The organism is Kaistella flava (ex Peng et al. 2021), from assembly GCF_015191005.1.
Lineage (GTDB): Bacteria > Bacteroidota > Bacteroidia > Flavobacteriales > Weeksellaceae > Kaistella > Kaistella flava.
In genome coordinates this window covers 2,310,321-2,324,751 of record NZ_CP040442.1, presented here as the reverse complement: position 1 = coordinate 2,324,751, position 14,431 = coordinate 2,310,321, and the positions used below count along the sequence as shown (strand labels likewise).

Sequence of the window (14,431 nt, the reverse complement as noted above, 5' to 3'; positions counted from 1 at the left end):
AATTTACCTAAATTGCAATCATTAAAGAATACCTTTTATGAAACTATATCTTAATATCAATTTCAGAACGAAAGTCGGTGAGAATGTGCAAGTTTGCGTCTTTGAAGAAGGAGCAGAAGGAAAAGTTCACGCCTTAAAATATACCGATAACGGAAACTGGTCTGCGGAAGTAGATTATTTTTCGAAATCGATTTCTTATAAATATCAGTTGGTGAATGAAGAGGGTTCAATTCTAGATGAAGAGTTTTCTTTACACCATTTAAATTTCCCACATAACTACGATGAATTCATCATCAATGATTTCTGGAATGCCAAAAATTTCCCAGAAAATTATTTGAATAATAAAATCCTAAAAAATAAACTTCGTAATTTCAAAGCGGAGAAAGTTGCAGTCTTAAAAAAGCACACGCATCTTTTCCGTTTAGAAGCACCAATTTATCAGCCGAACTGGCAAGTTGTAATTCTTGGAAATTGTGAAGCACTTGGAAACTGGCAATATTTAAAAACCGTTCCAATGTCGCAAACCGATTTTGGAATCTGGGAAGCGGCAGTTGAAATTCCAGAAAATCAAATGATTGAATACAAATATGGATTGATGAATACCGATTCTGGTGAAGTTTTCGATATCGAATATGGCGACAACCGTTGGGCTTTACCAAATGCTGAAAAAAATATTCTTCAAATAGAAGCCGATCATTTTTTCAAATTCAAGTCTTTTGAAATGTATCACGCAGCTGGAGTTGCCGTTCCTGTTTTTGCTTTGAGAACAGAAAATGGTTTTGGAGTTGGTGAATTTCCAGACTTGAAAAATTTGGCTGATTGGGCAGCTAAAACAAACCTTTCGGTTTTACAGATTCTTCCGATTAATGATACAACTGCGAATTATACCTGGACGGATTCTTATCCTTACGCTGCAATTTCTGTTTACGCACTTCATCCTCAATATTTGTCAATTGAAAAATTAGAATATTCTTTATCAAAAGATTTAATTCAAGAATTTAAAACTGAAAAAGAAGCTTTAAATGCTTTAAGTCTGATTGACTACGAACAAATGATTTCTGGAAAATGGAAATACATTACCATCATTTTTGAAGCAAATAAAGAAGAAATTTTAAAAGACAGAAACTTTAAAAAGTTCATTAAAGAAAATGAAGATTGGTTGATTCCATATGCGGCTTTTTGTGTCTTAAGAGATAAATATAAAACGCCCAATTTTAACGACTGGAAAACCCACAAGAAATATATCGCAGGAAAAATTGCCCCTTTCTTTTTACCAAAAAGTAAAGAATATGAAATGTCGATGCTGCATTCTTGGGTTCAGTATCAACTTCATTTGCAATTAAAAGACGCGATTGATTACACCCACGATTTGGGAATTTCGGTAAAAGGAGATTTGCCGATTGGGATTTACAGACATTCCGTAGAAGCTTGGGCGGAACCAGAATTGTTTGGAATGGATTTTCAGGCTGGAGCACCGCCAGATCAGTTTACCGATCTTGGTCAAAATTGGGAATTTCCAACTTATAACTGGGAAGCGATGAAAGAAGATGGTTACCGTTGGTGGAAAAACCGTTTCAAAGCGTTGGAGCAATATTTCGATGCGATGCGAATTGATCACATTCTTGGTTTCTTTAGAATCTGGAGAATGCCGATGAGTGCGACGCAAGGGATTTTAGGCTATTTTTATCCAGCTGTTCCCGTGAAAATTGAAGAGTTTGCGGCGAGAGGAATTTCCTTTAATGAAGATCGATATTGCAAACCATTTATCAATGATCAGATTCTTTGGGATTCTTTCGGCGAAGATAGAGACGGAATATTAAACCATTTTATGAATAGTCATTTTGATGGAACGTATTTCTTTAAAGAAGAGTTTGACTCTCAAAGAAAATTAACGGATTATTTTAAAACAAATCCTCAAGGTTTGTCAGAAGAACGTTTGATTTCATTGGCTGCGAATGTTCTTTTCCTGGAAGAAAAATTAAGTGAAGACGAGATTGTTTATCACCCGAGATTTAATATTGAAAAAACTGAATCTTATAAATATCTGAATGACGACGAAAAAAGAAAATTATCTGATTTGTATGTCGATTACTTCTTCAAAAGACAAGATGGTTTGTGGTATGCTAAAGCCATGGAAAAACTTCCTGTAATTTTGAATGCGACGGACATGTTAATTTGTGGTGAAGATTTAGGTTTGGTGCCGGAATCAGTTCCGCAAGTGATGGATCAGTTGGGAATTACTGCCTTGAAAGTTCAGAGAATGCCGTCGGATAATATTCCGTGGTATAATCCGAAACACGCTGATTATATGAATGTGGTTACGGCTAGTTCACATGACAGTTCTACGCTGAGGCAATGGTGGCACGAGGATCGAGAATTAAGTTGTAAGTATTTCCATGAACAGCTTGGTCAGTACGGAACAGCGCCGTGGGATTTAGAACCTCAGGTGGCGGAAATGATTATGAAGCAACATCTTTTTAATGAAGCGATGTTGGCGATTTTCCCAATCCAGGAATTTTTAGCCACAGATAAAAAATTAACCAATCCAAATATGGACGAAGAGCGAATTAATAATCCTGCGGTTTTCCCGCATTACTGGAGATATAGAATGCACTTGAATGTAGAAGAGCTTTTAAGCAAAGAAGATTTTAATAAGAAAATTGCAAGTTGGATTACTGATTCTAATCGAATTTAGATATAAATTAAAAATATTTGTATCTTGATTAAATAAGATTTTATTAAATTTTAAATACTGATAATCAGTGTTTTATATAAGAAGTTAGACTTAGGTTTTAACTTCTTTTTTATTTTGTTATCCAAAGAATGTAACAGTAAAGAGATAGTTGTTTATTTTTTTAATGATAATTAAATTCAATTAAAATAATGGCGCGTTATTTCGATATTAGTTAAATATTTAATTTAATAAAGAAGTTTTTAATGAAAAAGATACTACTTGGATTATCCGTGTTTTTGATGACATTGGTTTCCGCTCAAAACTATCCGGATTCTTATCCAAATAATAACGGTTCGGGAGTTAGTAATTATGGAGATAACGATGATGAGTTTTATTTCCCTGATGACTATTATTATCAATATCCAGCAGACTATTATACCAGCGATTTGTACAAAGATTATTATAATGATTACCGCAAAAGTATTTATGATGTCAACTGGAATCAGTTTTTTGCAGCACACAGATTATCACCTTATCAAGTGCGGCAGATTATGATGTTGAATGACCGTTATCCAACTTACGCATCGTGGAATTCTTATTATCAATACAATCCAGACAGATGGTATTACGATCGGTTTTATGCAATACAAAGAATTTTAGGACCAAGTATTTTCCTTGTATTCCAGAATAATTATTATCACGGTTACAGTCCGGTTGTCTATTATCAGAATTATAACAGGAGACATTATGCAAGAAATGTTTATGTAGTACCGAGATACCGAAATATAAACATCAATGTTTATAGAGTAAATAAAGTTCAGTATCATCAAAGTAATCCAAGACAGAATATCGGTTTTCAGCCAGTTAGAAGAAGTGGACAAACTGCAAATTCAAATGGAACGCGAGATAACGGATTTAGAAATAATGGTGTTAATCCTGGAAACAGTTCGAGAAATAATTCCATCAGACCTGAAAATAACAATTCAGGAAATAATGGAGTTAGAAATCAAATGGGGAATACCAGAAATAACAATGTTAGATCAGAATCGCAACCGCGAGTAAATAATGGAGGCCTTCGAAATAATACAGAAAGCAGACAGGAAAGTCCAAGAAACAGCACGCCTACCAGAAGAATGGAAAGTAACTCTGGAAATCGTGGTCATCAAAATATGGAATCAAGAACGCCAAGTTCTAGTTCAAGTTCAAGAAACTCGGGTCATAGATTTACCGCCCGATAATTTTAGATTTTAATGTTAATAATGATGGGGAGCAGTTTTTGAAAAAGAACTGCTCTCTTTCTTTTTGACGAAATTTTAGGGGTTTCGGGATTACATTAAAATCATTCTTTTTAACAAAAATTTATGATTATTTGCTTTAACTAAGGTGTTTTTTACTTATCAAACCATTATAAATCATTTAAACAACTAAAATTCTACAAAATGAAAAAATTAATTTTAAGCGTAGCGTTCGTAGCAATGGGAACCTTCGCAATGGCACAGCAAATGCAAAAAATGCAGAAAATGGATCCAGCTCAAATGGAGCAGAAAAGAATGGATAAACTAAAAATGATGCAAGCCGATTTAAATCTTACTGATGCTCAGGTTGACCAAATTAAAATGGTACAAGATCAAAAGATGGCGGAAATGAAAAAGAATACACCACAAAGACAGGCAGAAAGAAAAGCTAAAATGGATCAATGGCAAATGGAGCAAAATGAGTATAGTAAAGAAATGAAACAAATTCTAACTCCTGACCAATACACAAAATGGCAAGCCCAAAAACAAACGCAAATGCAAAATAGAGGAAAAATGATGAAAGGGAAAAAAATGACGAAAATGCAACAGGCAAATTAACAAGCTCATAATTTTATTTTTTAATGTTAGGCGGGACATATGTTCCGCTTTTTTTTGTGTTCAAATTTTGATATATTTGTTTAAATTGAATTTAAAAATGATCAGTACAAAAATAGCAGACTTGCTTAACGACCAAATTACCAATGAACAATACGCAGCACAATATTATTTATCAATGTCTGCCTGGTTTTCTGCCAGAGATTTAGACGGAATTGCCAACTATTTCCGTATTCAAAGCAAAGAAGAATTAATGCACGCCGACAAAATGTTTGATTACCTAAACGATGTTGGTGCAGAAATCAAAATGGGAGCGATCGAGCAGCCACCTTACCAGTTTGACGATGCAACCGATATCTTTGTAAAAGCTTTGGCGCACGAAAAAATCGTAACGAAAAGTATTTTTAATATTTTAAAGAATGCTAATGATGAAGGTGATTTTGCCACTGTTTCTTTTCTGCAATGGTTTGTAACCGAACAGGTAGAAGAGGAAGCGAGTGCTTCTTCATTGGTGACCAAAATCAATATGGTTTGCGAAAATCCATCGGCCTTATACCTTTTTGATCAGGAACTTGCTCAGCGCGTTTTTGTGCCCGCAGCGAATTAACCAATTAATTCATAAACATTTACGTATGACCAAAATCTACCAACTGTGCTTCACCGTTTTTTCATTGTTGAGTTTCGCGCAGGATTATGCTGTTGCGTCAATACCCGAAAATCTTCTTGTGAATGCCAATGCAATTATTAGAGAGCATTCTGAAGAGTACAATCTGAAATCGGTTAACGATATGGCGGTGAAAGAAACGCACGTTGTGACGATTATGAGTTCTGCGGGAGATCGTTATTCAACGGTTTTTATACCCTATAATCCTACGACCAGAGTAAGCAATATTAAAGTTGAAATGTATGATGCGTCCGGGAAGTTGATTAAAACTTTTGCCAAGAAAGATTTCTCTGATTACACCAACAATCCAAGTGCTGGCTTGTACGTAGATGATCGGATTTTGGTCCTAAGAACGATTTCAACAAAATATCCTTTTACGCTGAAAACGTCTTATGAAACAAGTACATCCAATACGGTTTATCTAAGCCGTTTTTCACCAATTAACAGTTACAATGTTGCAGTGGAGAAAAGTAACTTTAGCGTTACCAATAATTCTGGAATTACAATTCGAACTAAAATTAATGATAAACCATTAGGTAAAGTTTCAGAATCAAAAGAAGGAAGCGTTTGGAAGTATTCTTACCAAAATATTCCTGCCATTACGCATGAAGATTTATCGCCGAGTTTAGATTATTTAATTCCGACCGTAGAATTTTCTCCAGAGAAATTTTCTTTAGCTGGCAAACAAGGAGATCTTACTGATTGGAACAGTTTCGGTAAATGGTATTATAACCAATTAATAACTCCGGTTTCACAAGTTACGCCTGAGATCTCTGCAGAAGTTGCTGCACTTAATCTAACGGGAACTACTTCTGAAAAAGTAAAAACGCTTTATCAGTATATGCAGAACAAAACCCGTTATGTTTTGATCGCAATGGGAATTGGTGGTTGGCAACCGATGCCAGCGTCTGAAGTGGGCAAAAAAGGTTATGGTGATTGTAAAGCACTTACCAATTATATGCGGACTTTACTTACTGCCGCAGGAATTCCTTCTTATTATTCTGTGATTTATAATGATGATTCAGTGATTAGTTTTGATAAAGATTTTCCTAAGCTTTCAGGGAATCATGTTATTCTAATGGTCCCAACTGAGAAAAATCCAATTTGGTTAGAGAATACTTCTCAACGAGTTGCGTTCAATCATCTTTCCTATTCGTCGCACAACAGAAATGTTTTAGCTGTTGATGAAAATGGAATTAAAATCATTGATACTCCAACATATAAGCCAGAAGAAAGTAAAGAATTAATGGTTGCCAAAGTACAATTAGCAGAAGATGGCACTATTACTTCAGATGCGAATTTTGAATTCACGGGTGGACAGTATGATACGAATCTTAGATTGCTTAGTTTGAAAAATGATGAAATTCAGGAAGCGCTGAAAAATAGACATTATAATTTACAAATTGATCAGATCGCCATTCAGAATCTTTCTAATAACAGAGATAACGCGAAAATCAGTTATGATTTAAATTTGAAGGCAAAAAGTTTTTCTAAGAAATTGGGTAATGATTTATTTTTCCCGGCCATGCCTTTTTATCAGTCAAGTACTTTTAGTTCAAATACAGAAAGAAAGCTTCCCTTCGAAACCGCTTTTCCTTTTCAGGATGATTACGAAATAGAATTCACGGCACCAGTTGGATACCGATTTGCAAACCTTCCCGAGACTGCAGATTTTTCTACAGAATTTGGTGCTTATTCGCTTGCTTATAAAATGAACGGTGAAAAATTATTGGTTCGAAGAATTTTAACCATTAAAAAAGGCATCTATCCGAAAGAGAAATTTAAAGATTATGTCGAATTCCGAAAGAAAACAGCGAGCAAAGACAATACTAAAATTTTAATATCAAAAATATGATTAAAAAACTATCTCTTTTTATTGGATGCTTTTTGGTGAGTTTCCTTTATTCACAACATAAATTTCTTAACGATCCCAAAATTTCTGATGAGGATTTAAAAAGCACTCAGTCTAAAATAGAAGCAGATGCACCGGCAGAAGTTCTGTATCGGTCTGTTCATTATGTGATTGATTATAATGGTTATTTAACGCAAGAAATTGTACAGCGGGTAAAAATCTATAATAAAGATAATGCAGGTAAATATCTGGATCATGAAATTGCAGTTTTTGACAATGGAAGAGGAGATAGAGAAACGCTGAGCAATTTAAAAGCATTGACTTACAACTGGGAAAATGGTAAAAAAGTTTCTACGAAAATAGAAAGAGATGAGAAGTTTAAATCCAAAGAAGATAAGAACTTTACGATTACAAAATTCGCTTATGCAAATGTGAAAAATGGTTCTGTCGTAGAATATTCTTATACCCTTTACAGTCCGTTTTTATCGTCAACACCAAGGGTTTTAATCGAGGAAGAAATTCCGGTGAAATATGTAGAATATGTCTTTGATACTCCAAAACCGCTTGGGTATTCAATTAATTATAAAGGGAGTATATCTCCTAATCATCGTGATTCTGGTGAAAAACAATTATACGGAAGAGAATATCAAACCTATCGTTTTGCTTACGAAAAGCTTCCTGCTTTTAAAGATGAAAAATATGTTCTGAATAATAATAATTACAAAACCGGTATTAAGGCTGAACTTAATTCTACCATGATTAATAATGTTTTTAAAACGTATTCTCTTTCATGGAATGATATTCAGAAAAGGCTTTATGATCATGATGATTTTGGTTTGCAACTGAAAAAACAGAATTTGGTTAAAAATGTTCTTCCAGCAGAGATTTTAGCGTTGCCAACCAATATGGAAAAAGCAAATGCTATTCTGAAATTTGTACAGAAAAATTACACTTGGAATAAGGAAGATGAAGTCTTTACGGATAAAGGAATTAAAAACCTTTTGACTACGAAAATTGGAAATACTGCTGAAATTAATCTTCTGCTAACAATGCTTTTAAGAAGTGCAGATGTTGACGCTGATCCTGTTGTGCTTTCAACGGTAAAAAGAGGATTATTGGTGGCGTATAACCCGTCGATAACTCAACTTAATTTTGTGTTGGCGTGTTTTACAGAAAAAGATAAAGTTTATCTTTTGGATGGCACTTCTAAATTGACCGCAATTAATATGATTTCGCCACGAGCCTTAAATCATTATGGAATCCTGATGTTGAAAAATGATGCGAAACAAATAAATATTTTCTTCCCTGAAGTTAGTAAAACGGTACTTTCTGTAGATGCTAAATTAACTCCTGCTGGAACTTTCGAAGGACGTTTTGCCGATCGCGACACCAAATTATATGCGATGATTGCCAATGAAAATTATTCTGATGATGAAAAAACTTTTGCTAAAAATTATCAGGATGAATACAAGTTTCCTTATACCAATATGAAGCACGGATTGCAGGATAATAATGATTTTGAAACCAGTTTCGATTTTTCGTCAGATACTTTTGTGGATACTATTGGGAACAAATTAGTATTTAATCCATTGTTGTTTTTATATTCTCAAAACCATGGTTATGATCAAAAAGAAGCAAGACGGGCGCCGATTGAATTTTATTCTGCCTACGATCGAGTGAAGAAAGTGACCATCACTCTTCCCGATAATTACGTGTTTGAAAATGTGCCAGCTTCTAAGAAATTTAGAACGGAAGATAATTCAATACAATACACTTATGCAGTGACTCAAAATGGAAATAAATTGACCGTTGAAACCACGATTCAGATTGATGATACGGTTTTCCCGAAAGAATATTATCCAGCCTTTACGCAGATTTACGACAATGTAACCAAAATGGAAGCGCAAGTTGTAACCGCTGTGAAGAAGTTATAAATAGCTTGAAAATTTTGAAATAAAAAACCTGTCTCGTTCATGAGACAGGTTTTTTATTTATACATAAACGATTTGGGATTCTATTACTTTCTTACCTAGTTTTTCTAAAACCGATTGGTATTCATCCAATTGTAATTGATGCTTTTCAAGTTCATCACCGGTTTTAAAATCGATGATAATAATTCCATCTTCGGTTTCTATCAATCGATCCGGACGATAGATTGATGAGGTTCCGTTTTCAGAAATCATAATATCTTTTTCATTGATTACGACTTGGTTTTCTTTGAAATACTTCGAATAGTTTTCATTATTAATGATATTGAAAATCCGATCATTGATTTGGGCTTTCTCATCGTTGGTAATGGTTCCTTCCAAAAGATAACTTTCCAACACTTTCTCTACATCTTTTGCCGTGTTAATTCGGGCTAAAATTTCGTGTGTAAAAATTCCCATTCGAACTTTTTCTACGCGATTTTGATAGTTTTTCGTCGGTGTTGCGATTTTAATCGCATCCGGATATTTATCTTTTTCAGAAGTAAGATGAATTGCTTTGGTGGTAAATTCGGTACTTTTTTTCTCGCTTTTCTTTTTTAAATGTTCTGCTGAAACTTCATATAAATCAAATGATAAAGATGGTTCGCCAGTTTCATCACGCGGAATTTTCGATTCTAAAAAATCATAGATTTCTAAATGATTGGCAGATTTATTCGGTTTTTCAATATAGAAGAAAAGCTGTTCTGCCGCTCTGGTTGTCGCTACATATTGCAAACAGAAATTGTCAATTTTTTCCTGATAAGAATTTTCATAATTAAATTCGGCGATTTCATTATCATAAATTTCCAGCGACGAATCGAAGAAATTGACGTTCACAGAATTGAGTTGCTCTTCAGAACTTGTTCCAAACCAATAACTGCTTTTTTTCGAACCTGCCGCATTTTTCATTGGTAAAAGTACCACCGGGAATTCCAAACCTTTTGATTTATGAATCGTCATAATGTTCACAGCATCTACGTTTTCAGAAGCTTGTATGGTTTTGCTGTTGGCTTCTTCATTCCAATATTTCAAAAATTCTTTAAGAGTAGAACCTGCATTTTGAGAATAGCCATATAGCATTTCAAGATAATTAAAAAGGAAATCGGTTTCCTTATCTTTTACCGAAAACTCATGTAAGAAATGTTCGATGAAATTATAGAGATTCAGTTGAAGTAAATCCTTTGACTGTAATTTTAATCCATATTTTTCTGCAATCAAAACTTCCATTTCTGATTTGGTTTTCAAAGCCAATATCTCCATAATTTCATTGCTGAAATCTTCCATTTCTATTCTACCTAAAACCTTTAGATAATAAAGCATTTTAACAGCAAACTGAAAGTTCTTTGGGTTTTCTTCCCACTTTAAAAATTCTGTCAAGGCTAATAAAGTCAGCGATAAATTCAATGTCAAGCCCGATTCTGAAATCGTTTTGATATAAACTTCCTCACCTTTATAATTGACTTTTAAATTTCCTAATAATTGAGAAAAAGTGAAAATGTCAAAATTCCCACGACAGAGAATCGTAATGTCTGAAAATCGGTAACCATTTGCTAAACAGCTTTCGATATCATCGCGCATTTTTTCGGTGGCCTCTTCATAAAATACAATTTTCTTACTCGCATTTTCAATAAGATTCATTCGTACTCGGCCTTCCATATTGGATTTAGCTTCTTGCTGCGAACCTTTTCCAAAGATTTCCTGATGTTCTTTTTCTGTAAATTCTGATAGATATTGATAAAGCTGATTGTTGAAATCAACGATGTTTTTTGCACTTCGATAATTGTTTTCCAGATTTTCAAGTTGAGCGAAAACGGGGGATTTCTCTTTTTTATTAATGATATCCAGCATCAGTTGAGAATCACCACCACGAAAACGATAGATACTTTGTTTTGGATCACCAACCAAAGTAAAACTCATGTGTTCTTGGGAAACTGCATGATCTCTTAACGGAAGAAAATTTTGCCATTGCAATAAAGAAGTATCCTGAAATTCATCAAAGAAATAATGCGAGAATTTAGTTCCAATTTTTTCATAAATAAAAGCAGTGGGCTCTTCACGCAGATTCTCATGAATCATAATGTTGAATTTCGACAGCAAGACCAAGTCATTTTCCTGTTCAATTTCAGCCAGTTTATCCTGAATATCTTTATTTACTTTTAAAGGTAAAAGCGCATTTAGAATTTTTTGTTTCTTTTCTGCTTCAACGTGATTGTTGATGATTTTTTTTCGATGTTCTAATAAAAAATCTAATATTTCAAAAATTTCGGATTCTTTATGTTTTGATTTAGAGGAAGCTCCTTTTCTAATTTTCTCTGCTCGCCCTTCTTCCTGCTCGATAGTTTCATATAAAAGAGGAATTTTCTTACCCAGAAACTTTTCGAAAAAACCACCGATTCCATTCTTTCCATCAGCGAAATCACCGATTTCTAAATCCTTTTCCAGTAGTAAACTCAATACTTCTTCCGCAATTTTTATGGAATCTTCTCTTAAGTCTTTGATGCTTTTCCGCAGATTCTTTTTCGTATGCTCATAAACTTCCCAGTCGAAATCTTTGTTTTCATTTAATTGAAAATAATGTTTGTCCTGAACGTATTCTTTGGCTGAATTATAAAGCGTTTTATTAAGGTCAATTCTGTCATTATTATCCAAAGTGTAATTCACAAAATCCATAAAAGCTTCAGAAATTTTATTTTCCTCACCGATGTCTTCCAGCATTTTATCAACGGCTTCAATGAGGAAAGGTTCGGGATTAATTTCTAAATTAAAATTTTGGGCTAAACCTAATTCCTGTGCAAAACTTCTGACCAGTTTCGCGTTAAATTTATCGATCGTTCCAATGTTTAAAGTAGAGTAGTGGTGTAGAACGTAATCGAGCATTTTTTTAGAACGCTCATGCAAGTCCTTTAAAGGAATATTGAAGCCTTCATTTTTTAATTTTTCCTGAATATTGATGAGGTCATTATTTGAATCGTAAGTGTCAAGCGAAAACTTTTTCAGCCAATCGATAATTCGGTGCTTCATTTCATTGGCTGCTTTGTTGGTGAAAGTCAGAGCCAAAATATTTCTGATTTTATCAGCTTGAGAAGGATACTTTAAACAAATGGCTAACAGGTTCTGAACCAGCGCATAAGTTTTTCCAGATCCAGCAGAAGCATTGATTACTTTATAGTCGGGTTGCATCATTTTAATTTATTGAGTTTAAAAATAGTAAAATAATTTGTCAATTCAGAAAAAAATCTTACTTTTGCAATCCAAAATGAGATGTAAATTATGTTAATAATCCCAGTAAAAGATGGTGAATCCATCGACAGAGCTTTAAAAAAGTACAAAAGAAAATTCGACAAAACAGGAACTATCAGAGCTCTTAGAAGTCGTCAACAATTCAATAAGCCTTCAGTTGTGAAGAGAGCTTCTAATACCAAAGCAGCTTACAAACAAAGAAACTTGAGCATCGAAGAACAAGCTTAAAGAAAATTTTCTTTACGAAAATATCTTAATCACTTTTCAAATACTTATATTTGGAAGGTGATTTTTTGTTATATATAGTAAATGATAGAACGATTCTTAGAATATATTGAAGTAGAAAAACGGTATTCGCCACATACAGTGACGAGTTACCGCAAGGATTTATCCGATTTCTCTGTTTTTCTTTTGAAAACAGAAGCTCATCATGATTTTACGAAAGTGGATAAAAAAGTCATTAGAAATTTCATGACCGAATTAAGTGCGTCGAAAATTTCTAAACGCAGCATTAATAGAAAGCTCTCTTCTTTGCGAAGTTTTTTCCTCTTTCTATTGAAAGTTGGTGACGTTAAGGTTTCACCACTGGAGAATATTCAATCCTTAAAATTTTACGCCGAAAAACAAATTCCCTTTTCCGAAGAGGAAATGTCGGATCTTAAATCAATAGAAGGAAAACCTAAAGACGGAAGTTTTCTAAAAGAGTTAATCATAGAGACTTTGTACCAAACCGGAATGCGGAAAGCGGAATTAACAAGTCTTTTATTTAATAATGTTGACTTTAGTAAGAAAGAAATCAAAGTAATTGGTAAAGGGAATAAATCTCGAATCATTCCTATTTCCGAGAAACTTATTCAAAGTTTTGAAGATTATTTAACTAAAAGAAAACCGTTGGAAGCGAGCGAGATGTATTTCTTCGTGAGTAAGAAAGGTGAAAAACTCAATGATAAATTTGTCTACTCTGCTGTAAATTCCTACCTTAGTCTTGTTACTTCGAAGACGAAAAGAAGCCCTCATATATTAAGACACAGTTTTGCAACTCATGTTTTAGAGAATGGGGCTGAGATTTCTAAAGTGAAGAAACTAATGGGGCATTCGTCTTTGGCGTCAACTCAGGTTTATACCACGGCGAATATCGAACAACTAAAGAAAGTGTTTAACAATGCTCATCCTAGAGCGCAAAAAAATCTAGATTATGAAAATTAAAGTTCAGTCAATAGGATTGACTCCACACTCACCACTTGAAGAGTATTTAGAAAAGAAACTAAGTAAGTTAGAAACCTTTTATGATAAGATCCATGGTTGTCAAGTTTTCTTAAAAGTTGAAAATACAGGAGATAAAGAAAATAAGACCGCAGAGATTAAATTAGAGGTTCCAGGTGATGATATTGTCGTTAAAAAGACTTCTGCGTCCTTTGAAGAGAGTATTGATCTTTGTGCTGAAACTGCTAAAAAGCTGTTAATCAAGAAAAAAGAATTGGCTTAAAAATTTTTTTAAAAAAAGCCTTAAAAAATTTGTAGATTTAAAATAAACTATGTTATATTTGCACTCGCAAAAACAGATAAATAGTTCTTTATTTCTACAAATTTTTTTTTAAGAAAAGCTAAAAAAAGCTTGTAGGTCTAAAATAAATCACTATATTTGCACTCGCAAAAACAGATAAGTAGTTCTTTAAAATTTTGCCTCCGTAGCTCAGCTGGCTAGAGCAGCTGATTTGTAATCAGCAGGTCGTGGGTTCGAGTCCCTCTGGAGGCTCATAGGAAAAAATAAAAATTGGGGAGGTTCCAGAGTGGCCAAATGGATCAGACTGTAACTCTGCTGTCTTACGACTTCGTAGGTTCGAATCCTACTCTCCCCACATTTTTTTCTAATTTTTTCTTGCGAGATTGTAAATTTAATTGTAGATTTGCAAACCGTTTACCAACAGTTTTTGGAAACAAAAATGCGGAAGTAGCTCAGTTGGTAGAGCGTCAGCCTTCCAAGCTGAATGTCGCGAGTTCGACCCTCGTCTTCCGCTCTAAAAAATCACAACCAATACAGCGGCTTGTGATTTTTTTTTAGTCTTTTTGCCGACTTAGCTCAGGGGTAGAGTGCTTCCTTGGTAAGGAAGAGGTCGTGAGTTCAAATCTCATAGTTGGCTCTATTTTAATCTCTCTTTTTTAAGAGAGATTTTTTTATGCTTA

Annotated in this window: 10 protein-coding genes and 4 tRNA genes; 13 read left to right on the top strand and 1 reads right to left on the bottom strand. The window is 34.0% G+C overall.

Annotated elements, in window-relative coordinates:
• The first annotated feature begins 37 nt into the window (after positions 1 to 37).
• The 6 genes from Q73A0000_RS10335 (at position 38) to Q73A0000_RS10310 (ending at position 8,974) form a co-directional block, all read left to right on the top strand.
• Positions 38 to 2,695 carry a 4-alpha-glucanotransferase gene (locus tag Q73A0000_RS10335; protein ID WP_193810887.1) on the top strand — a complete coding sequence of 886 codons (2,658 nt, stop codon included), beginning with the start codon at positions 38 to 40 and terminating at the stop codon, positions 2,693 to 2,695.
• Between the two features lie 242 nt (positions 2,696 to 2,937).
• A complete protein-coding gene (locus Q73A0000_RS10330) occupies positions 2,938 to 3,912 on the top strand; it encodes a hypothetical protein (RefSeq protein WP_193810886.1) in 975 nt (324 codons plus the stop codon).
• Positions 3,913 to 4,113: 201 nt separating this feature from the next.
• Complete coding sequence (locus tag Q73A0000_RS10325; protein WP_193810885.1) at positions 4,114 to 4,527, top strand: hypothetical protein; 414 nt, start codon at positions 4,114 to 4,116, stop codon at positions 4,525 to 4,527.
• A 97-nt stretch (positions 4,528 to 4,624) separates the two neighbouring features.
• Positions 4,625 to 5,131 (top strand): ferritin, encoded by a 507-nt coding sequence (locus Q73A0000_RS10320; protein ID WP_193810884.1) that lies wholly within the window; start codon positions 4,625 to 4,627, stop codon positions 5,129 to 5,131.
• A 25-nt stretch (positions 5,132 to 5,156) separates the two neighbouring features.
• Complete coding sequence (locus Q73A0000_RS10315; RefSeq protein WP_193810883.1) at positions 5,157 to 7,043, top strand: DUF3857 domain-containing protein; 1,887 nt, start codon at positions 5,157 to 5,159, stop codon at positions 7,041 to 7,043.
• Entirely contained in the window at positions 7,040 to 8,974 is a 1,935-nt protein-coding gene (locus tag Q73A0000_RS10310) for a transglutaminase domain-containing protein (protein ID WP_193810882.1), read from the top strand. The genes Q73A0000_RS10315 and Q73A0000_RS10310 overlap by 4 nt, the downstream gene beginning before the upstream one ends.
• Positions 8,975 to 9,031: 57 nt before the next feature.
• On the opposite strand, the gene Q73A0000_RS10305 is transcribed toward Q73A0000_RS10310, so the two are convergent.
• Complete coding sequence (locus Q73A0000_RS10305; RefSeq protein WP_193813699.1) at positions 9,032 to 12,187, bottom strand: UvrD-helicase domain-containing protein; 3,156 nt, start codon at positions 12,185 to 12,187, stop codon at positions 9,032 to 9,034.
• A 90-nt stretch (positions 12,188 to 12,277) separates the two neighbouring features.
• Between Q73A0000_RS10305 and rpsU the strand changes: the two genes are divergently transcribed.
• The 7 genes from rpsU (at position 12,278) to Q73A0000_RS10270 (ending at position 14,388) form a co-directional block, all read left to right on the top strand.
• Entirely contained in the window at positions 12,278 to 12,475 is a 198-nt protein-coding gene (rpsU, locus tag Q73A0000_RS10300) for a 30S ribosomal protein S21 (RefSeq protein ID WP_193810881.1), read from the top strand.
• Positions 12,476 to 12,556: 81 nt separating this feature from the next.
• Complete coding sequence (locus Q73A0000_RS10295) at positions 12,557 to 13,453, top strand: tyrosine-type recombinase/integrase (protein ID WP_193810880.1); 897 nt, start codon at positions 12,557 to 12,559, stop codon at positions 13,451 to 13,453.
• Positions 13,443 to 13,733: an HPF/RaiA family ribosome-associated protein gene (locus Q73A0000_RS10290; protein ID WP_193810879.1), complete on the top strand. Its 291-nt coding sequence runs from the start codon at positions 13,443 to 13,445 to the stop codon at positions 13,731 to 13,733. The genes Q73A0000_RS10295 and Q73A0000_RS10290 overlap by 11 nt, the downstream gene beginning before the upstream one ends.
• Before the next feature lie 196 nt (positions 13,734 to 13,929).
• Positions 13,930 to 14,003, top strand: a tRNA-Thr gene (locus tag Q73A0000_RS10285).
• Between the two features lie 20 nt (positions 14,004 to 14,023).
• Positions 14,024 to 14,106 (top strand) — tRNA-Tyr (locus Q73A0000_RS10280).
• Between the two features lie 86 nt (positions 14,107 to 14,192).
• Positions 14,193 to 14,265 (top strand) — tRNA-Gly (locus Q73A0000_RS10275).
• A 51-nt stretch (positions 14,266 to 14,316) separates the two neighbouring features.
• Positions 14,317 to 14,388: transfer RNA gene (locus Q73A0000_RS10270), tRNA-Thr, on the top strand.
• Positions 14,389 to 14,431: the final 43 nt, after the last annotated feature.